The following is a 20,240-nucleotide window of genomic DNA, read 5'->3' as shown; positions in this document are numbered from 1 at the left end:
CCGGACCCCGCATCCAGGCACCAGCGGTACCTGGCTGGGCCGTTCCGGTCCGCGCACACTGGGACCGTGGACCGACGAGAACTGGCCGACTTCCTGCGCAGCCGGCGCGCCCGCATCACCCCCTCCGACGTGGGGCTGCCCGCCGGAGCGCGCCGCCGCACCCCCGGCCTGCGCCGCGAGGAGGTGGCGCAGCTGGCGTACATCTCCACCGAGTACTACACCCGCCTCGAGCAGGCCCGCGCGCCCCGCCCCTCCCTGGAGGTCCTGGCGCAGGTGGCCCGCGCCCTGCGGTTGTCGGACGCCGAACGCGATCACCTCCACCATCTCGCCGGCACCCCGCAGGGCCCGCCGTCCGGTCCCTCGCGCGAGGTGCGCCAGAGCATCGTGGACCTGCTCCACCGGCTGCCGCGGGCCGCCGCGATCGTCATCTCGGCGACCCACGAGGTCATCGCCTGGAACGACCTGGCGGCCGCCCTCATGGAGGACTTCTCCGCCCTTCCCCGCCGCGACCGCAACCTCGTCCGGCGGGCCTTTCTGGGACCGCACCCGGAGGGCCGCCGCCTGTACGGCGTGTCGGACGTGGAGGAGTTCGCCGTCTCGGCGGTGCAGCAGCTGCGTGCCGCCTCCGCCCGCTATCCCGACGACGCCGAGCTGACCGGCCTGGTGGCCGAACTGCTCGACGGGAGCGAGGAGTTCGCGCGGCTGTGGGCCGCCCATGACGTCACGGCGGCCCCCACGCTCTGCAAGACCTTCGACCACTCCGTGGTCGGCCGGATCGTCGTCAACTGCGACGTCCTGGACATCGCGGACCGCGACCAGCGGGTCGTGATCTACACGGCCGCCCCCGGCTCCCCGTCCGAGGAGGCGCTCCGGCTGCTGTCGGTCGTCGGCACCCAGCGGCTGGACGTCCCCGGCTGAGCCGCCGAACGGGCCGGGTGCGTACCGTGTCGGCCACACCCGAATCTGACGGAGCATCAGAAAACCTCTTCCGTCGTCCGGAGGTCTGCGGCATCCTGCGGCCATGCAGACGGAGCTGAGCAAGAAACTGGGAGTCGAGCACGCCGTCTTCGGCTTCACGCCGTTCCCCGCCGTCGCCGCGGCCATCAGCCGGGCCGGCGGCTTCGGGGTGCTCGGCGCGGTCCGCTACACGGCGCCCGACGAACTCAAACGCGACCTCGACTGGATCGAGGCCCACGTCGACGGCAAGCCGTACGGCCTGGACGTCGTCATGCCCGCCAAGAAGGTCGAAGGCGTGACCGAGGCGGACGTCGAGGCGATGATCCCCGAGGGGCACCGGCAGTTCGTCAAGGACACCCTCGCCAAGTACGGGGTGCCCGAACTCGCCGAGGGCGAGGCGTCCGGGTGGCGCATCACGGGCTGGATGGAGCAGGTCGCCCGCAACCAGCTGGACGTCGCCTTCGACTACCCGATCCGGCTGCTCGCCAACGCCCTCGGTTCCCCGCCCGCCGACGTGGTGACCCGCGCGCACGAACAGAACGTCCTGGTCGCCGCCCTCGCGGGCAGCGCCCGGCACGCGGTCAAGCACCAGGAGGCCGGCATCGACATCGTGGTCGCGCAGGGCTACGAGGCCGGCGGCCACACCGGGGACATCGCCTCCATGGTCCTCACCCCGGACGTCGTCGACGCCGTGGACCCGCTGCCCGTGCTGGCCGCGGGCGGCATAGGCAGCGGACAGCAGGTGGCGGCCGCGCTCGCACTCGGCGCCCAGGGTGTGTGGCTGGGCTCCCTATGGCTGACCACCACAGAGGCGGAACTGCCCTCGCCCAGGCTGATCGAGAAGCTGCTCGCGGCCGGGTCCGGCGACACCGTCCGCTCCCGCGCGCTGACCGGCAAGCCCGCACGCCAGCTCCGTACCGAATGGACCGACGCCTGGGACTCCGCCGACGGGCCCGGCGCCCTGCCCATGCCCCTCCAGGGCCTGCTGGTCGCCGACGCGGTCTCGCGCATCCAGAAGTACGAGGTGGAACCCCTCCTCGGCACGCCCGTCGGCCAGATCGTCGGCCGGATGACCAGCGAACGCAGCGTCCAGGCCGTCTTCGACGACCTCACCCGCGGCTTCGAGGAGGCCGTCGACCGCATCAACCGCATCGCCGGAAGGAGCGGCCAGTGACGAGCACACCTCCCGCGGGCTTCTGGGCCCAGGCGGCGCAGGACCCCGCGCGCACGGTCCTGGTCGCCCCCGACGGCTCGCCCTGGACCGCGGGCCGCCTGCACGCCGACGCCAACCGGCTCGTGCACGGCCTGCGGGCGGCCGGCCTGCGACGCGGGGACGCCTTCGCCGTCGTCCTGCCCAACAGCGCGGAGTTCTTCGCCGTGCACCTCGCCGCGAGCCAGGCCGGGTTCTACCTGGTCCCGGTCAACCACCACTTCGTCGCCCCCGAGATCGCGTGGATCGTCGCCGACTCCGGCGCGAAGGTCCTCGTGGCCCACGAGAGGTTCGGGGAGACCGCGCGCCGGGCCGCCGACGAGGCCGGCCTCCCGGCGACCCGCCGGTACGCCGTCGGCGAGGTCGAGGGCTTCCGGCCCTATGCCGAACTCCTCGAAGGACAACCGGACTCGCCGCCGGCCGACCGCGAGCTCGGCTGGGTCATGAACTACACCTCGGGCACGACGGGCCGCCCGCGCGGTATCCGCCGTCCGCTGCCCGGCAAGCTGCCGGAGGAGGCGTACCTCGGCGGCTTCCTCGGGATCTTCGGCATCCGGCCCTTCGACGACAACGTCCACCTCGTCTGTTCACCGCTGTACCACACGGCCGTCCTCCAGTTCGCCGCCGCGTCCCTGCACATCGGGCACCCGCTGGTCCTGATGGACAAGTGGACGCCGGAGGAGATGCTGCGGCTCATCGACGAGCACCGGTGCACCCACACCCACATGGTCCCGACCCAGTTCCACCGTCTGCTGGCCCTGCCCGAGGAGGTCAGGGCGCGCTACGACGTCTCGTCCATGCGGCACGCCATCCACGGAGCCGCGCCCTGCCCCGAGCATGTGAAGCGGGCGATGCTCGACTGGTGGGGACCCTGTGTGGAGGAGTACTACGCGGCCAGCGAGGGCGGCGGAGCCTTCGCCACCGCCGAGGACTGGCTGAAGAAACCCGGCACGGTCGGCAAGGCCTGGCCCATCAGCGAGCTCGCGATCTTCGACGACGACGGCAACCGGCTGCCGCCCGGTGAACTCGGCACGGTCTACCTGAAGATGAACACCGGCGGCTTCGCCTACCACAAGGACGAGGCCAAGACGAGGAAGAACCGCATCGGAGACTTCTTCACCGTCGGCGACCTCGGCCTCCTCGACGAGGACGGCTACCTCTTCCTCCGCGACCGCAAGATCGACATGATCATCTCCGGCGGGGTGAACATCTACCCCGCCGAGATCGAGTCGGTGCTGCTCCAGCACCCCGCCGTCGCCGACGCCGCCGCCTTCGGCATCCCGCACGACGACTGGGGCGAGGAGGTCAAGGCCGTGGTGGAACCCGCCCCGGGCCACACACCCGGGCCGGACCTGGCCTCCGACATCCTCGCCCACTGCGCCGAACGGCTCGCGGGCTACAAGCGCCCGAAGAGCGTCGACTTCATCAGCGAGATGCCCCGCGATCCCAACGGCAAGCTGTACAAGCGACGCCTGCGGGACCCGTACTGGCAGGGCCGCTCGCGACCGGTGTGAGTCCCCCCGGCTTCAGGAGCGCACCCGCACGATCCGCAGCGCGGGGGAGGTCAGGATGTCCTTCTCGCAGAACCGGGAGGACACCCACCTCTCCGCCGAGAACAGCCGGGTCTGGTCGCTGAAGTGCGGCGAGTCCGGGTTCGAGGACTGGGAGTACGTCAGCAGGGTCCGGGCCACCGGACAGCGGCCGCCGTCCCAGCCCACCGCCTGGATGTAGCTGGACCCGGTCGTCACCTCCGTGTATCCGCCGCCCGCCGGGTCCCACACCGGCTCGACCTTGTTCCACACCCCCAGCGACTCGGTGCCGCCCGGAACGGCGATCCGCTTGCCGTTGCGCACGACGAACTGGTGCCCGCCGAGCCGGGAGTCCAGTGCGATGCCCGCCGCCCCGAGTTCGGTGACCGTGTCGGCGAGGGCCTTCGTGAAGGCGGGTGAGCCGGTGTCGAGGGTGTTCGGCGTGTTCACGGGGTCGGCCGCCGAGAACGGCACCTTCCACAGCTGGGCCACGGGCAGCTTCCGCCACAGCCGGTCGAAGAGCAGGGCGCCCCGGCTGCCGGTGTCCGCGGTGCGGTCCCAGGCCGCGAGCACCCCGCAGGCCGCACGGACGTCGACGGCCTTGCCGTCACTGCCCGTCGCCGTGCCGCCGGGCAGGGCCGCGCACGCCTTCGCCGCGTCGGCCGCCACCAGGTCGCCGGCGGGCACCCGGTTCGCGAACTGCTGCTCCTGAAGATCCCGTACGGTCAGCCTCCCTCGCGCGGCCATCGCGGACACGTCCTGGACGGCACCGCGCGTCCGCATCGAGCGCTGGGTGCCCACGGTGCCGAAGACCCGCTCGTAACCCGTCAGCGGGCGTTCGGCGTTGGCGAGCCAGGCGCTGTCGTTGGAGTTCTCCGCGTACGGGGCGTCCTTCAGAACGGGCATCCTCGCCGGACCGAAGATGCCCGGCTGGACGGCGTCCGGATCACTGCCGAGGGCGCAGTCGCCGCGCGAGCCGTCGAGGACGGCCACTCCCGAGGCGGGGTAGGTGACCTTGCCCAGGGGGGTGGAACAGCGCTGGGCAAGCTCGTCGGTGATCCGGGGGAGCACCTGGGACTGCGTGAACAGCGTGTGCCCGCGCGCGTCGGCGGCGATCGTGTTGACCCACGGCAGACCCTGCGTGCGGTTCAGGGCGCCGAGCACGTCGTCGGTGCTGCGGGCCCTGCTGAAGCCGAGAGCCGTGTCGGAGGCGCGCAGGTTGGCGGCGTTGGGGTCGCCCAGGGCGTACGCCGTCGTGGTCGTCCAGGGCAGCGGCAGCGCGGCCCCGAGGGAGGTGACGACCGGACCGTAGCGCGTCCACCACTGGGACCGCGTCACCGGTGCGCCGCCCTGGACGGCGACGGTCACCCGGCGTTCGGTCATCCGCTCCGGCCTGCCGTCCACCAGATAGACGGTCGGGTCGGCCGGGTCCAGGGTCAGCTGGTGCAGGTTGAGGGTGACGCCGGTGGCCACCGTGTGGCTCCAGGCCACCTGTGCGTTGTGGCCTATGGAGATCGTCGCCGAACCCAGCAGCGAGCCGCCCGCGATGTTCAGTTTCCCGGGGATGGTCTGCTGCGACTGCCAGAAGCGGCGGCCGCCCTGCCAGGGGTAGTGGGGGTTGCCGAGGAGGAGCCCGCGGCCGTTCGCGGTCGTGGCCCCGCTGAAGGCGACGGCGTTGGAGCCCATGTCGGCGGAGTCGGCGGCGAACAGGTCCCGGGCCGCGCGAGCGGCGTCCCGGGCGTCCGGTGCGCCGGCCGTCGGGGCGGTGGACGCGGGCGGCCGCGCGGCGGTGATGCCGTCCACGGCCCGGCCCTGGCCGCCCAGGACGGCGAGCGCGTAGTTGCGCGCGGCCACGTCCCGGACCGACACGGGACGGACCCAGTCGGCACCCCGGCACGCCGGGTCGGTGATCCGGTTCCTCGCCAGCCAGGCGTTGTAGCCCGCCGTGAAGCCCCGCATCAGCTCCTTCACGTCCTGGCTCGGGCCCCGTGGTGCGGGCGTGGCCATCAGCTTCTCCACCGTCCCGGCCTCCCGCACCCCGCGGAAGTACAGGTCGCTGGAGACGTTCTTCGTGGCCGAGGAGAGTGCCGGGTCCGAGGCCGCGTCGGCCCCGAAGTAGCGGGAACGCTCGCCGCGCACGGTCACGAACCCGTCGGCGAGGGTGCACACCTGGTCGGCGGCCTGCGCCCACCCGGTGCCGAAGCCGAGGTCAGCGTAGTTCCCCGCGAGGATGTGCGGGATGCCGTACTCGGTGTAGCGGATGGTGGCGGACAGGCCGCCGTGCGAGGGATGCTGCTGTCTGTGCTGGTCCTGCGCGGCTGCGGCCGGCAGGGCGCCGACGGCCGCGGACAGGGCGACGGCCGCGACGACGGCGCGTCTGGGGCGGGTGCGCATCGTGCCTCCCAACGACATTGAGGGAAGGAGCGGTTGAGCGTACCAACCGGTAGGTTGTCCCGTATGACGCCTGGACACGGCAGTACGGTTGACGGAGTGCTGCGGCGCAGCGCGCGACGCACCCCGGCGCGCGTCGCGGTGGAGTACGGCGAGCGCTCATGGACGTACGAGGAACTGGACGACGCCGTCTCCCGCGCGGCGCGCCTGCTCCTCGACCAGGGCCTCGACCGCGGGGACCGGGTCGGCGCCTACGGCCACAACTCGGACGCGTATCTGATCGCCTTCCTCGCCTGCGCCCGCGCGGGACTGGTGCACGTGCCGGTCAACCAGAACCTCAGCGGCGACGATCTGGCGTACGTCGTCGGCCAGTCGGGCAGCACGCTCGTCCTCGCCGACCCCGGCCTCGCGGGCCGGCTCCCGGACGGAGTGCGTACGCTGCCGCTGCGGGACTCCGACGACTCCCTGCTGGCGCGCCTGACCGCGACCGACCCGTACGACGGGCCCGAACCGCGCAGCGAGGACCTCGTCCAGCTGCTGTACACCTCGGGGACGACGGCCCTGCCGAAGGGCGCGATGATGACCCACCGCGCCCTGGTGCACGAGTACCTGAGCGCGATCACCGCCTGCGACCTGAGCGCCGGTGACCGCCCGGTGCACTCGCTGCCGCTGTACCACTCCGCGCAGATGCACGTCTTCCTGCTGCCGTACCTCGCGGTCGGCGCGACGAACGTCATCCTCGACGCCCCCGACGGCGACCGGCTCTTCGACCTGATCGAACAGGGCCGCGCGGACAGTCTGTTCGCGCCGCCCACGGTGTGGATCGGCCTGGCCGGCCGACCCGACTTCGCCACCCGCGATCTCAGCGGTCTGCGCAAGGCGTACTACGGCGCCTCGATCATGCCGGTGCCCGTCCTGGAACGGCTGCGCGAGCGGCTGCCGAAGCTGGCCTTCTACAACTGCTTCGGCCAGAGCGAGATCGGCCCGCTGGCCACCGTCCTCGCGCCCGACGAGCACAAGGGGCGGATGGACTCCTGCGGCCGGACCGTCCTGTTCGTCGACGCGCGGGTCGTGGACGAGGACGGCAAGGACGTGCCCGACGGCACGCCCGGCGAGATCGTCTACCGGTCGCCGCAGTTGTGCGAGGGCTACTGGGACAAGCCCGAGGAGACCGAGGCAGCCTTCCGGGACGGCTGGTTCCGTTCCGGTGACCTCGCGGTGCGGGACGCGCACGGCTACTTCACGATCGTCGACCGGGTGAAGGACGTCATCAACTCCGGTGGGGTGCTGGTCGCTTCACGCCAGGTCGAGGACGCCCTCTACACCCACGAGGGCGTCGCCGAGGTCGCCGTGGTCGGCCTGCCCGACGAGCGCTGGATCGAGGCGGTCACCGCGGTCGTCGTCCCGCGCGGCGAGGTCACCGAGGCCGAACTCCTGGACCACGCGCGGGAGAAGCTCGCCCACTTCAAGGCACCCAAGCGGGTGCTGTTCGTGGACGAGCTGCCGCGCAACGCCAGCGGGAAGATCCTCAAGCGGGAGCTGCGGGACCGGTTCTCGTGATCCGGCAGGGACGACCTGCGCAGGAGTCCGGCCCGAACGGTGTCCCTCGCGTCACTTCGCGAACGCCTTCATGAAGCGGTCGCGGAACTTGTCCATGCCCCACTCGGGCGCGTCGTCGGCGGGCTTGAGTCCGTCGGTCCAGTTCCAGTCGTCGACCCGGTCGAGGATCCTCGGGTCCTTGGCGACGATCGTGACCGGCACGTCCCTGCTGGTGGAGCCCTTGGTGACGGTCGGGACGGGCTGGTGGTCGCCGAGGAAGACCAGGACCGTGTTCTCGTCTCCGTAGCGCTGCATCCACTGGGTCAGGCTGTCCACGGAGTACTGGATGGCCTTGCGGTACTCGGTGCGCACCCGCTCCTGGCTCTTCCAGACCTCCGTCGGGTTCGTGCCCTCCTTCTTGATCTGCTCGAAGACCGAACCGTCACCGAGGTCGTCCCAGTCGATCGTGTGGGCGATCGGCGACCAGGGGTTGTGACTGGACGCCAGGATGATCTCCGCCATGATCGGGTCGCGGTCCTTCTTGCCGTGCTCCAGCTTCTGGAAGGCCTCCAGGCTGAACTGGTCCGGCACGGGCGTCCAGCTGAAGTAGGGGCCGTTGTAGCCGAGGTGCTTGGAGTCGTAGATGTGGTCGAGCCCGAAGTACTTGCCCTCGGGCCAGGACTTCCGCACGCCCGGCACGATCCCGACCGTGCGCCAGGCGCCGGTCTTCTGGAAGTAGCTGGTGAGGGTGGCGCGGTCGCTGGAGGTGAGGTTGAGGTACCGCTGCTGGTTCTTGACCCACAGTCCCGACAGGAACGTCGAGTGGGCCATCCAGCTGCCGGCGCCCGTCACCGGGGAGCTCAGCCAGCCGCTGCGCGACGCGAACCCGGCCGCCTTGAGCGTCGCGTCGCCCTTCTTCAGGGTCGCGTCCATCTCCGGGGCCATCGCCGGATCGTCGATCGCCACCCGGCCGTAGCTCTCGATGAAGGTGAACAGGACGTCCTTGCCGCGCAGTCCGGTCAGGAGCTGATCGGGCGGCGTGGCGGCGAAGGCGTCGACCGCGGACTGCTTCTCGAAGACCTCGGCGTCCCCCAGTCCGTTGCGGACGTTCTGGATCCGGTTGGCGAGGAACCCGGTGTAGCCCTTGGTGGCGAAGGCGGCCCCGCCGAACTGCACGCCCAGGTTGAAGCAGGTGACCCACACGGTTCCGAGGACGAGTGTGGTGACAACGGCCCGCGGACGGTGCCGGGACATGACGTTCGTCAACCGCACCACCGCGAGCGTGCACAGCACGAGGACCGCGAGGAACAGGACGATCACCCCGGCGATCGCGAGCACCTCGCCCGTGCGCCCGAACGACTCCCGGAGCCAGTCCGTCGCGTTGCCCAGCATGACCCAGTCGAAGACCAGGTCGAACGGCCGGGCCATGGTCTGGCGGAAGCCCATGTCCATCAGCTTCACGAGGGTGAGCACCCCGATGAAGACCCCGAAGAACACCGCCGCGATCCGGCGGACCTTCGGAGGCAGCACCAGCAGGACGGCCGCGAGGACGATCGCCTCGACGGGGAGCCGCAGGAACGCCTGGAACTCCATGCGGTCGAGCCGGGCGGGGGAGAGCATCACGACCAGCAGCAGGACTCCGGCCAGCACGCTCGCCCCCACGGAAACCCCGCGGGCCGTACGAGGGTATCGGCGCCGCCAGCCGAACCAGCCGAACCAGCCGGGCCGCGCCGGGTCCTGATGTGCCCCGGCCGCCTCGACGGCCTCCTGTGTCACCTCGGCACCCGTCGCACCCCCACCCTCCGCGTCCTTCTCGCCCTCAGTGGTGTCCTGCGGTGGGCTTGAGCGAGTGAAGAGCGACACCCGGTGGTCCTTCCGTGCGGTCTTGCTGTGGCGTGCGGTCCTGCCGCGACGGCACGACGAACAGGGCCCGGTGACCGAGCCTGCCACCACCAGTACGGTCGCACGGCACGTTCGGTTCAACGGCACCGGGCCGGGTTCGGACCGTCACCCGTCGGCCGCCACCGCCGCCACCTTCTGCGCCCACCGGTAGTCCGCCTTGCCGCTCGGCGACCGGCGGATGGACTCCGCGATCACCAGCTGGCGCGGCACCTTGTACCCCGCGAGCCGCGACCGGCAGTGCGACTGGAGCTCGTCCAGGGACATCCGCCCGGCCCCCTCGCGCAACTGCACGACGGCCGCCACATGGTGCCCCCACTTCACGTCCGGCACCCCGGCCACGAGTACGTCGTACACGTCCGGATGGGCCTTGAGCGCCTGCTCGACCTCCTCCGGGTACACCTTCTCGCCGCCCGTGTTGATGCACTGCGAGCCCCGCCCGAGGACGGTGACGACCCCTTCCTCGTCGACGGTGGCCATGTCACCGAGCAGCACCCACCTTTCCCCGTCCTTCTCGAAGAAGGTCTCGGCGGTTTTCCGCGGGTCGTTGTAGTAGCCGAGCGGCACATGGCCGCACTGCGCGACCCGCCCGACCTCGCCCACGGCCACCGGCTCGTGCGTGGCCGGGTCGACCACCTGGGTACGGGAGTTGACCCGGACCCGGAAGCCCCGCTCGGGGCCGGAGTCCTCCGTCGCGGTCCCGTTGAAGCCGGACTCGGAGGAGCCGAAGTTGTTGAGCAGCATGGCGTTGGGGACGAGCGCCCGGAACTGCCGGCTCACCGTGTCCGACATGATCGCGCCCGACGAGGACACGCTGAACACCGACGACATGTCGGTGCCCTTCATCGGGCCCTCCAGCGCGTCGATCAGCGGCCGCAGCATCGCGTCGCCCACCAGCGACATGGCGCTGACCTTCTCCCGCTCGACGGTCCGCAGCACCTCCTCGGGCACGAACTTGCGGTGCAGCACGACCCGTTGGCCGAAGTTGAAGCCGATGAGGGCGGTCAGGGTGGACGTGCCGTGCATCAGCGGGGGCGTGGGGAAGAAGGTGATGCCCGCCCCGCCCGCCGCGACCCGTTCGGCGAGCTCCTCGGGCCGCCGCACCGGCTCCCCGGTCGGAGCGCCTCCGCCCAACCCGGAGAAGAACAGGTCCTCCTGACGCCACATCACCCCCTTGGGCATCCCGGTGGTCCCGCCGGTGTAGATGATGAACTGGTCGTCTCCCGAACGCGCCGGGAACTCGCGCTCGGGCGACCCGGACGCCTCGGCGTCCGCGAAGTCCACCGCCGGCAGCCCGCCCGGCCCGGCCGCCCCGACCCGTATCAGGTGCCGCAGCCGCTCCGTGTGCGGAAGCGCTGCCGCCACCCGGTCCGTGAACTCGGCGTCGAAGACCAGCCCCACCAGATCCGCGTCCCGGTAGAGATAGACCAACTCCTCTTCCACATACCGGTAGTTGACGTTGACCGGGACGATCCGCGCCTTCATGCACCCCAGCAGCGTCTGCACGTACTCCACCCCGTTGTACAGGTGCAGTCCGACGTGCTCACCCGCCCGTACTCCGCTGTCGAGCAGATGGTGGCCGATCCGGTCGGCGGCGGCGTCCAGTTCCGCGTACGTCAGCCGGCGCTCCGCGCCCGTGCCGGGAATGTCGATGTACGCGAGCGCCTCACGGTCCGGCACCACGTCGACGACCGACTCGAACAGGTCGGCAAGGTTGTACTCCACCGCTCCTCCTGAACTGGTCCGGCCTGGCTCTGCGAGGGTTCGCCGGTCATCAGAGCAAAGGGCGGCGTGACTGGGAAGGGCTCGCGTCAATAAATCTGACTGTCTGTCAGAAAACTCTTGAAGTGCATCGGCGCCTCCTGCAACCTGTTCTCGTTCCGGCAGAGGGGAGACGCTCGATGAGTGGGACGGAACACCTCGGCATCCGGCGCGAGGGCGCCACACTGGTGCTCACGCTCAACAGGCCCGAGGCGAAGAACGCGCTCTCGTTGCCGATGCTGGTCGGCCTGTACGACGGCTGGGTGGAGGCGGACGCGGACGACTCGGTCCGCTCGGTCGTCCTGACCGGCGCGGGCGACTCGTTCTGCGCCGGGATGGACCTGAAGGCCCTCGCGGGCAGGGCCACCGGCGGCGAGCAGTACCGGGACCGGCTGACCGCCGACCCGGACCTGCACTGGAAGGCGATGCTGCGCCACCACCGCCCCCGCAAACCGGTCGTCGCGGCCGTCGAGGGCTACTGCGTCGCGGGCGGCACCGAGATGCTCCAGGGCACCGACATCCGGGTCGCCGGCGAGTCCGCGACCTTCGGCCTCTTCGAGGTGAAGCGCGGCCTGTTCCCGATCGGCGGCTCGACGGTCCGGCTGCAACGCCAGATCCCGCGCACCCATGCACTGGAGATGCTGCTCACGGGCCGCCCGTACACCGCGCGCGAGGCCGCCGGCATCGGTCTCGTCGGGCACGTCGTCCCGGACGGCACCGCACTCGCCAAGGCCCTGGAGATCGCCGAACTGATCAACAGCTGCGGACCGTTGGCCGTCGAGGCGGTGAAGGCCTCGGTGTACGAGACGGCCGAGATGACGGAGAGCGAGGGGCTGGCCGCCGAGTTGAAGCGGGGGTGGCCGATCTTCGACACCGCCGATGCGAAGGAGGGAACGCGTGCTTTCGCGGAGAAACGGCCGCCCCTTTACAAGCGAGCGTAGTGCTGCGCGGCTCGGGCCGGTCCATGGCCGCGGGTTCGTCGTGGCCGGTCGCGCCCACGCGGCGGAGCCGCACATCCGGCACAGCCCCGCGCCCCTGAAGGGGCGCCCCCGCACCAACCTCTGAAGGAGGCACGCGCTCATGGTTGACGTACTCAAGGCGCCCCTCGTCGTCGAGTTCCCCTTCACCCGCTCCCTCGGCCCCGTCCAGAGCGCCTTCCTCACCGGCCTGCGCGAACGCGTGGTCCTCGGCGTGCGGACCCGCGACGGCCGCACCCTGGTCCCACCGGTCGAGTACGACCCCGTCACCGCCGAGGAGATCCGCGACCTCGTCCACGTCGGCGTCACCGGCACGGTGACCACCTGGGCCTGGAACCCCGCCCCGCGCCGCGGCCAGCCCCTCGGCACACCCTTCGCCTGGGTCCTGGTCAAGCTCGACAACGCCGACACCGCCCTCCTGCACGCCCTGGACGCCCCCGGCCCCGACGCCGTGCACACCGGCATGCGGGTCCGTATCCGCTGGGCCGAGGACCGCGTCGGGGCCATCACCGACATCGCCTGCTTCGAGCCGCACGACGGGGACGAGTCGCACGTGCGCGTGCACACGGGTGAGTTCGACGACCCCGTCGGCGGCATCGTGGCCGAGGCCCGCCTCGACTACACCTACTCACCGGGCCGCGCCCAGACCGCCTACATCAAGGCCCTGGAGACCGAACGGCGGGCCGTCGGCGAGCGCTGCCCCTCCTGTCGCAAGGTCTACGTGCCACCGAGGGGCGCGTGCCCGACCTGCGGAGTCGCCACGGCGGAACAGGTGGAGGTGGGTCCCCGCGGCACCGTCACCACCTTCTGCATCGTCAACATCAAGGCGAAGAACCTCGACATCGAAGTGCCGTACGTCTACGCCCACATCGCCCTCGACGGCGCCGACCTCGCGCTGCACGGCCGGATCGGCGGCATCCCGTACGACCAGGTGCGCATGGGCCTCAGGGTCGAACCGGTCTGGACCGAGGGCGGCCGGTACCCCGACCACTACCGGCCGACCGGCGAACCCGACGCGGAGTACGACACCTACAAGGAGCTGCTGTGACCCGTGACATCGCGGTCGTCGCCTTCGCCCAGTCCGACACCCTGCGCTCCACCGAGGAACTGTCCGAGGTGGAGATGCTCATGCCGGTCCTGCACGGCGTCCTCGCGCAGACCGGCCTGAAGACCGCCGACATCGGCTTCACCTGCTCCGGGTCCTGCGACTACCTCGCCGGGCGGGCCTTCTCCTTCACCCTCGCCCTCGACGGCGTGGGCGCCTGGCCGCCCATCTCCGAGTCGCACGTCGAGACGGACGGGGCGTGGGCGCTGTACGAGGCGTGGACCAAGCTGCTGTCCGGGGACGCCGACACCGCGCTGGTGTACTCCTACGGCAAGTCCTCGCCCGGCTCCCTGCGCGACGTGCTCACCCGGCAGCTCGACCCGTACTACCTCGCCCCCCTGTGGCCCGACTCCGTCGCCCTCGCCGCCCTCCAGGCGCAGGCCCTCATCGACGCGGGCGACACCGACGAGCGCGAGCTGGCGCAGATCGGCGCCCGCAGTCGCAGCACCGACAACCCGCGGGCGCAGCTCAAGGGGCCTGTGCCGCACGGGGACTACCTCGTACGGCCGCTGCGCACCGGGGACTGCCCGCCCATCGGGGACGGGGCCGCCGCCGTGGTCCTCGCGGCGGGGGAGCGGGCCCGGGACCTGTGCGAGCGCCCCGCCTGGATCCGGGGCATCGACCACCGTATCGAGGCCCACTCCCTCGGCGTCCGCGACCTCACCGACTCGCCCTCCGCCCGGCTGGCCGCCGAGAAGGCCGGCGCCTTCGAACGGCCCGTCGACACCGCGGAGTTGCACGCGCCGTTCACCTCGCAGGAGGTCGTCCTGCGCAAGGCGCTGCGGCTCGACGACTCCACGACCGTCAACCCGTCCGGCGGTGCCCTCGCCGCCAACCCGATGATGGCCGCCGGACTCGCCCGCATCGGCGAGGCCGCCGCCCGCATCCACCGGGGCGAGTCCGACCGCGCCCTCGCCCACGCCACCTCCGGGCCCTGTCTCCAGCAGAACCTGGTCGCCGTACTCGAAGGGGATCCCCGATGAGCAAGGAGCCCGTGGCCGTCGTAGGCATCGGCCAGACCAAGCACGTCGCGGCCCGCCGGGACGTGTCGATCGCCGGGCTCGTCCGGGAGGCCGCGCAAAGGGCCCTGGAGGACGCCGAGCTGACCTGGGCCGACGTCGACGCCGTGGTGATCGGCAAGGCGCCCGACTTCTTCGAGGGCGTCATGATGCCGGAGCTGTACCTGGCCGACGCGCTCGGCGCGGTGGGCAAGCCGATGCTGCGGGTGCACACCGCGGGCAGCGTCGGCGGCTCCACCGCCCTGGTCGCCGCGAACCTGGTGGCCGCCCGGGTGCACGCCACCGTCCTGACCCTCGCCTTCGAGAAGCAGTCCGAGTCCAACGCCATGTGGGGCCTGTCCCTGCCGATCCCCTTCCAGCAGCCCCTGCTGGCCGGGGCCGGCGGCTTCTTCGCGCCGCACGTGCGCGCCTACATGCGGCGCACGGGCGCGCCCGACACGGTCGGCTCGCTCGTCGCGTACAAGGACCGCCGCAACGCGCTCAAGAACCCGTACGCGCATCTGCACGAGCACGACATCACCCTGGAGAAGGTCCAGGCCTCACCCATGCTCTGGGACCCGATCCGCTACTCCGAGACCTGCCCCTCCTCCGACGGCGCCTGCGCCATGGTGCTCACCGACCGGGCCGGAGCCGCCCGCGCACCCCGGCCCCCGGCCTGGATGCTGGGCGGAGCCATGCGCAGCGAGCCCACGCTGTTCGCCGGCAAGGACGCCGTCTCGCCGCAGGCCGGCAAGGACTGCGCGGCCGACGTGTACCGGCAGGCCGGGATCGCCGACCCGCGCCGGGACATCGACGCCGTCGAGATGTACGTGCCGTTCTCCTGGTACGAACCCATGTGGCTGGAGAACCTGGGCTTCGCCGAGGAGGGCGAGGGCTGGAAGCTCACCGAGGCCGGGGTCACCGAGCTGGACGGGGATCTGCCCGTCAACATGTCGGGCGGGGTGCTGTCCACCAATCCGATCGGCGCCTCCGGCATGATCCGGTTCGCCGAGGCCGCCCTCCAGGCACGCGGTCAGGCCGGCGAACACCAGGTGGAGGGCGCCCGCAAGGTGCTCGGACACGCCTACGGCGGCGGATCGCAGTTCTTCTCCATGTGGCTCGTGGGGTCCGAACCCCCGGACGCCTGAACCGACTCCTGAAAGGTCCCCCTCACGTGGCCTGTCGGCAGTCGGAGTCGATCGCTAGGCTGGCCGCGGACGAAGCGATCGGGAGGAGCACGGACGTGGCCGAGACCACCATCCAGCAGCAGCCGCTCATGGGCTGGGACAAGCCCGAGCTGGACCTGAGCAACGCCGACTGGCACTCGAGCAGCCGTGGTCTGGGGGATGTCCAGATCGCCTTCGTCGAGGGGTTCATCGCGATGCGCAACAGCGGCCGCCCGGAGAGCCCCTCCCTGATCTTCACCCCGGCCGAGTGGGGCGCGTTCGTGTCAGGAGCGCGGGAAGGCGAGTTCGACCTCACCTGAGCCCGGTCCGCAGGGCGCCAGTGGACCCGGCGTCCGTGGATCGTGCAGCGCTAATGGATGCAGCGGAACCTATCATTAGCCGCATGCAGGACCCGATCAGCAAGGACACCCGGCTCGCCCTGGACCTCGCGCTCACCATCCGGCACGACGGACACGGCGGGGTCGCCGACGACCTGGCCGACTCCGCCGGACTCACCGGCTGGGTCCGCGAGCACACCGACGACCTGCCGGTCACGGACGGGTTCGACGCCGACGAGGCGAGCCTCGCCGCGGTCCGTGACCTCAGGGCGGCCGTCCGGGCCCTCTTCGCGTACGCCGTGCGCCCCGGCGCGCCCAGCCCCGCCGACGCGGCACGCCTCCTGCCGGTGCCCGAGGCGGTCGAGCGCCTCAACACCGCCGCCGCGCGGATGCCGACCGTCCCCGTCCTGCACTGGGCCGACACCGCCGAACCCGCCGTACACCTGCGGCCCTCACCCGAGGGGACCGACCTCACGGCCGTACTCGCGCAGGCGGCGATCGCCTTTCTCACCGGAGCCGACCGGCAGCGGCTGCGGGCCTGCCATGCCCCGCGCTGTGTGCGCTACTTCCTGAAGGAGCATCCGCGGCAGGAGTGGTGCAAGCCGTCCTGCGGCAACCGGGCCCGGGTGGCACGGCATCACGAACGGCACAAGGCGTAAGGGGAGGTACCGCGGCGAACTGCTGCCGGGGCCGCTTCACCGGCTCACCGTCCTGTACGAACACCTCTTCAAGCGCCGAACCGGGTGCGCCGACTCGGGCTCGCACGGCACCCCGCAGGCGTACGCTGAGGTGCCTGTAGGTCACGGTGTGCGTTCGCTCCCCGCGCGGGTGCAACTCCGTGACGGGGGGTGCGCCATGATGCAGCACGGTGTCCGGAGCAGAAGGCCTCTCCTGGAGCGGGAGAGTGAACTCGCCACCGTCGACGAGGCGTTGGGTGAGCTCACCGGGCTGCGCCCGGACGGTGCCGAACCGCACGCACGCCGCCGCGGAGCCCTGCTCGCCGTCGCCGGCCGTCCGGGCATCGGCAAGACCACCCTGCTCGCCGAGGTCCGCCGCCGCGCCGCCGCCCGCGGCTGCACCGTACTGGCCGCCCGCGGCGGCGACCAGGAGCAGCGCGTCGCCTTCCATGTCGCCCGGCAGCTCCTCCAGCCGCAGTTCGCCGGCGCGGCCGAAGCCGAACTCCGTGCCCAACTGGGCAGTTGGTACGACATCGTCGGTCCCGCGCTCGGCCTGTGCGCCCCGACCGACGGAGCGCCGCCCGACCCGCAGGGCCTGCGCGACGGACTCGACTGGGTCCTCACCCACCTCGCCGTGCTGCGCGCCCCGATGGTGCTGGTCCTCGACGACGCCCACTGGGCCGACCCCGAGTCCCTGGGCTGGCTGTCCGCGTTCGCCCCCCGTGCCGAGGAACTCCCGATGCTGGTCGTGGTCGCCTACCGGCCCGACGAACTCCCCGCGCACACCGAGTCGTTCAGGGCCCTGCCCGGCCGGGCAGGCGGACGTCCGCTCGACCTGGAACCGCTCAGCGCCGTCGCCGTCGCCCGCCTCGTACGGGAGACGCTCGGCGCGCACGCCGACGACGCCTTCTGCCGGGAGTGCTGGGCCGTCACCGCGGGCAACCCCTTCGAGACGGTCGAACTGACCGCCAAGGTGCACGACCGCGGGGTCACCCCGACCGAGGACGCCGCCCATCTGCTCCGCGACCTCGCGGCCGCCGTCAAGGGCAGCGGACTGGTCGCCCGCCTCGAACGCCTGGGCGCCTCGACGGTGCGCTTCGCCTGGGCCTGCGCGGTCCTCGGCACCGAGATCCACCCCCACCTCGCCGCCGCCGTCGCGGGCCTCGGCCACGAGGAGGCCGCCGACGCCGCCGACGACCTGCGCGGCGCCCGCATCCTCACCGGCGTCGAATCCCTGGAGTTCGTGCATCCGCTCATCGCCACCGCCGTCTACCGGGCCATCCCGGCGGGCTTCCGTGTCGCCCTGCACGGCCAGGCCGCCTGGTGCGTCGTCGACGACGGCCGGGGACCCGCCGTCGCTGCCCGCCACCTCCTGGAGACCCACCCCGACGGCGACCCGTGGGTCGTGCAGCAACTGCGGGCCGCCGCCGCCGAGACCCTGCGCTCCGGCGCGCCCGACGCGGCCCGCAGCTACCTCGCCCGCGCCCTGCGCGAACCCCCGCCCTTCGAGGACCGCGCCGCCGTCCTGTACGAACTGGGCAGCGCCTCCCTGCTCACCGAACCGGCCACCACGGTCAACCACCTGCGCGCCGCCCTCGAAGAGCCCATCGCGGAACCCGGTCTTCGCCACCGCATCGTCTACCGGCTCTCCCAGGTCCTCGCCCACAGCGACCGCCTCGCCGAGGCCTCCGACACCCTCGCCCGCGAGATCGAGGTCACCGGCGACGCCCGCGTCAAGCTGCGCATGGTCGCCGAGCAGTTCATGTGGGACGCCTTCCGCGCCGACGAGCCCGACCACCCCTCCCGCTCCCGCCGCATGGCCAGGCTCGCCGACCGTCTCACCGGCCGCGACCTGACCGAGCGGTACGTCATCGGCCTGCGCACCTGGGACGCCGTCCTGCGCGGCGAACCCGCACCCGTCGCCCTCCGGCACGCCGAGCGGGCGCTCGCCGGCGGCCTCGGCTGGGCCGAGCCCGACCGCGGCTTCGAGGTGCCCGTCCTGGTCGCCCTCGCCTTCACCTACGCCGACCGGCCCGGCCGCACCGAGGAACTCTTCGCCGCCGGGATCGCCGACTTCGAGCGCCAGGGCTGGCGCGGCGCCCACCTCTCCTTCGCCTACACCCTCCTCGCCTACGTCCGGTTCCGCCGCGGACGCCTCGCCGAGGCCGAGGACTTCGTCCGCGCCGGGCTGCGGCTGGCCGAGCGTGTGGGTTCGGGCACCCCGGCCCACTGGTACGCCGTGGGCACCCTGATCGAGGTGCTGCTGGCCCGCGGCCGGGTCGAGGAGGCCGCGCAGACCGCCGAGGACTACTCCTTCGGCGCCCCTTACCCGGCCGCGGTGGTCTTCCCCGACGCCCAGACCGTGCGCGGCGAACTGCTGCTGGCCCGCGGCCTGGCCGAGGAGGCGGCAGCCGAGCTGGCCGCCGCCGGGCGCCGCCTGGAACCGCGCGGCATGCGCAACCCCGCCTGGTGCCCCTGGCGGCTGCACCTCGCCCGCGCCCAGAGCCACGACGACCCCGACCGGGCGGTCGTCACGGCCCTCGAAGCGGTGGCCAGGGCCCGGCAGTTCGGAGCCCCGTCCGCCGTGGGCCAGGCGCTGAGGCTCGCCGCCGAGGTCGCGCCGGGTTCGGCCCGGATGAAGCTGTTGGAGGAGTCGGTCACCCACCTCGAACGCTCCCCGGCCGCGTACGAACTCGCCTGCGCGCTGGTGGCCCTGGGCACCGAACTCCGCCGCACGGGCCGCGCCCGGGAGGCGGCGGAGACCCTCTACCGGGGCCTGGACACCGCCGTCCAGTGCGGCGCCGACGGCCTGATCGAGACCGCCCGCGACGAACTGACCGCGGCGGGCCTGCGCCCGCGCCGCCTGCACAGCACGGAGACGGACACCCTCACGGCCCGCGAACGCAGGGCGGCGGACCTGGCCGCCGAGGGCCGTACGGACGCGGAGATCGCGAAGGAGATGAGCGTGGACGAACCGGTGGCGGTCCGCCTGCTGTCGTCCGTCTTCCGGAAACTGGGAACGGACCGTACCGGTCTGCGAACGGTGAGTCGCTCCACCTGAGGCGTGCGGGGCGCTACCCGATCAACCCCCACTCACCTGCACCCGCACGACCACCTCACCGCCCATTACCATGGGCGCATGTCGTTCCTCCGCCGCCGCAGCGCAACCCCCGCCGGTCCAGACTTCGACGTCCTGGCCATGGACCCGGGCGACTGGCCCGGCAACCTCGGCGCGGGGCTCCTGCCCGCCCCCGACGGCACCTGCCAGGGCGTCTTCCTGCGCTACGACCTGTTCGGCGGCCGCGGCCCCGCGATGATCATCGGCAACCTCCCCGAGGGCTCCCCGGCGCGCGAGGTCCCCGAGGGGCAGGTCCCCTTCGAGGTGGCCCAGCTGCTGATCGCGCTGGAGAACGACGAGGAGGTGACCGTCACCGACACCGAGGACGTGCCGGTGATGCAGGGCGACAACCTCCTGATCGTGCGCCGCCTCAAGCTCTCCGAGAGCCGGATCTCCTGCGTCCAGTTCGACCGCAGCGACAACGTCCTGGTGACCATCGCCGCCTGGGACCGCCCGATCACGGACGACCTGTACGCCCTCCTGAAGCCCCTGCCCGCCGAGCTCTTCCAGCAGGGCTGACCCCCCGGCGGCACCGGGCCCCGGAAGGCCGTGTCCCCCGACGCACGGCCACCGCG

The 20,240-nt window shown here is 72.1% G+C and carries 15 protein-coding genes; 12 read left to right on the top strand and 3 right to left on the bottom strand.

What is annotated here, in order from left to right; translation table 11 throughout:
* Positions 1-66 precede the first annotated feature (66 nt).
* The 3 genes from M2163_RS09385 to M2163_RS09375 all read left to right on the top strand — a co-directional run bounded on the left by M2163_RS09385 (position 67) and on the right by M2163_RS09375 (position 3,681).
* Complete coding sequence (locus tag M2163_RS09385; protein WP_280893716.1) at positions 67-918, top strand: helix-turn-helix transcriptional regulator; 852 nt, start codon at positions 67-69, stop codon at positions 916-918.
* A 103-nt stretch (positions 919-1,021) separates the two neighbouring features.
* Positions 1,022-2,131, top strand: coding sequence for a nitronate monooxygenase (locus M2163_RS09380; RefSeq protein WP_280853259.1), 1,110 nt, complete (start codon positions 1,022-1,024; stop codon positions 2,129-2,131).
* Positions 2,128-3,681 (top strand): acyl-CoA synthetase, encoded by a 1,554-nt coding sequence (locus tag M2163_RS09375; protein ID WP_280893715.1) that lies wholly within the window; start codon positions 2,128-2,130, stop codon positions 3,679-3,681. Before M2163_RS09380 ends, M2163_RS09375 begins: the two co-directional genes overlap by 4 nt.
* A gap of 12 nt (positions 3,682-3,693) precedes the next feature.
* Here the strand turns inward: M2163_RS09375 and M2163_RS09370 are convergent, their stop codons facing one another.
* Entirely contained in the window at positions 3,694-6,090 is a 2,397-nt protein-coding gene (locus tag M2163_RS09370; RefSeq protein WP_280893714.1) for a penicillin acylase family protein, read from the bottom strand.
* A gap of 63 nt (positions 6,091-6,153) precedes the next feature.
* Between M2163_RS09370 and M2163_RS09365 the strand changes: the two genes are divergently transcribed.
* Entirely contained in the window at positions 6,154-7,647 is a 1,494-nt protein-coding gene (locus tag M2163_RS09365) for an acyl-CoA synthetase (RefSeq protein WP_280893713.1), read from the top strand.
* 51 nt (positions 7,648-7,698) lie between these two features.
* On the opposite strand, the gene M2163_RS09360 is transcribed toward M2163_RS09365, so the two are convergent.
* Positions 7,699-9,489 (bottom strand): sulfatase, encoded by a 1,791-nt coding sequence (locus tag M2163_RS09360; protein WP_280893712.1) that lies wholly within the window; start codon positions 9,487-9,489, stop codon positions 7,699-7,701.
* A 144-nt stretch (positions 9,490-9,633) separates the two neighbouring features.
* Positions 9,634-11,250: an acyl-CoA synthetase gene (locus tag M2163_RS09355; RefSeq protein ID WP_280893711.1), complete on the bottom strand. Its 1,617-nt coding sequence runs from the start codon at positions 11,248-11,250 to the stop codon at positions 9,634-9,636.
* 176 nt (positions 11,251-11,426) lie between these two features.
* Between M2163_RS09355 and M2163_RS09350 the strand changes: the two genes are divergently transcribed.
* The 8 genes from M2163_RS09350 to M2163_RS09315 all read left to right on the top strand — a co-directional run bounded on the left by M2163_RS09350 (position 11,427) and on the right by M2163_RS09315 (position 20,184).
* Complete coding sequence (locus M2163_RS09350; RefSeq protein WP_280893710.1) at positions 11,427-12,227, top strand: crotonase/enoyl-CoA hydratase family protein; 801 nt, start codon at positions 11,427-11,429, stop codon at positions 12,225-12,227.
* Between the two features lie 139 nt (positions 12,228-12,366).
* Positions 12,367-13,311, top strand: coding sequence for an OB-fold nucleic acid binding domain-containing protein (locus M2163_RS09345; RefSeq protein WP_280853266.1), 945 nt, complete (start codon positions 12,367-12,369; stop codon positions 13,309-13,311).
* The gene (locus M2163_RS09340; RefSeq protein WP_280893709.1) at positions 13,308-14,351 is read left to right on the top strand and encodes a thiolase domain-containing protein; all 1,044 of its coding nucleotides are present in this window, start codon (positions 13,308-13,310) and stop codon (positions 14,349-14,351) included. The genes M2163_RS09345 and M2163_RS09340 overlap by 4 nt, the downstream gene beginning before the upstream one ends.
* Positions 14,348-15,514 (top strand): thiolase domain-containing protein, encoded by a 1,167-nt coding sequence (locus M2163_RS09335; protein ID WP_280893708.1) that lies wholly within the window; start codon positions 14,348-14,350, stop codon positions 15,512-15,514. Before M2163_RS09340 ends, M2163_RS09335 begins: the two co-directional genes overlap by 4 nt.
* A gap of 95 nt (positions 15,515-15,609) precedes the next feature.
* Entirely contained in the window at positions 15,610-15,852 is a 243-nt protein-coding gene (locus M2163_RS09330) for a DUF397 domain-containing protein (RefSeq protein ID WP_053749912.1), read from the top strand.
* An 83-nt stretch (positions 15,853-15,935) separates the two neighbouring features.
* Complete coding sequence (locus tag M2163_RS09325; RefSeq protein ID WP_280893707.1) at positions 15,936-16,529, top strand: ABATE domain-containing protein; 594 nt, start codon at positions 15,936-15,938, stop codon at positions 16,527-16,529.
* 199 nt (positions 16,530-16,728) lie between these two features.
* Entirely contained in the window at positions 16,729-19,608 is a 2,880-nt protein-coding gene (locus M2163_RS09320) for an AAA family ATPase (RefSeq protein ID WP_280897238.1), read from the top strand.
* Between the two features lie 78 nt (positions 19,609-19,686).
* Positions 19,687-20,184, top strand: a complete 498-nt coding sequence (locus M2163_RS09315; RefSeq protein ID WP_037718541.1) for a hypothetical protein — start codon at positions 19,687-19,689, stop codon at positions 20,182-20,184.
* Positions 20,185-20,240: the final 56 nt, after the last annotated feature.

The sequence above is a fragment of the Streptomyces sp. SAI-135 genome (genome assembly GCF_029893805.1).
GTDB lineage: Bacteria > Actinomycetota > Actinomycetes > Streptomycetales > Streptomycetaceae > Streptomyces.
The sequence above is the reverse complement of the archived record's forward strand: the minus strand, read 5'-3'. Positions and strand labels throughout refer to the sequence as shown.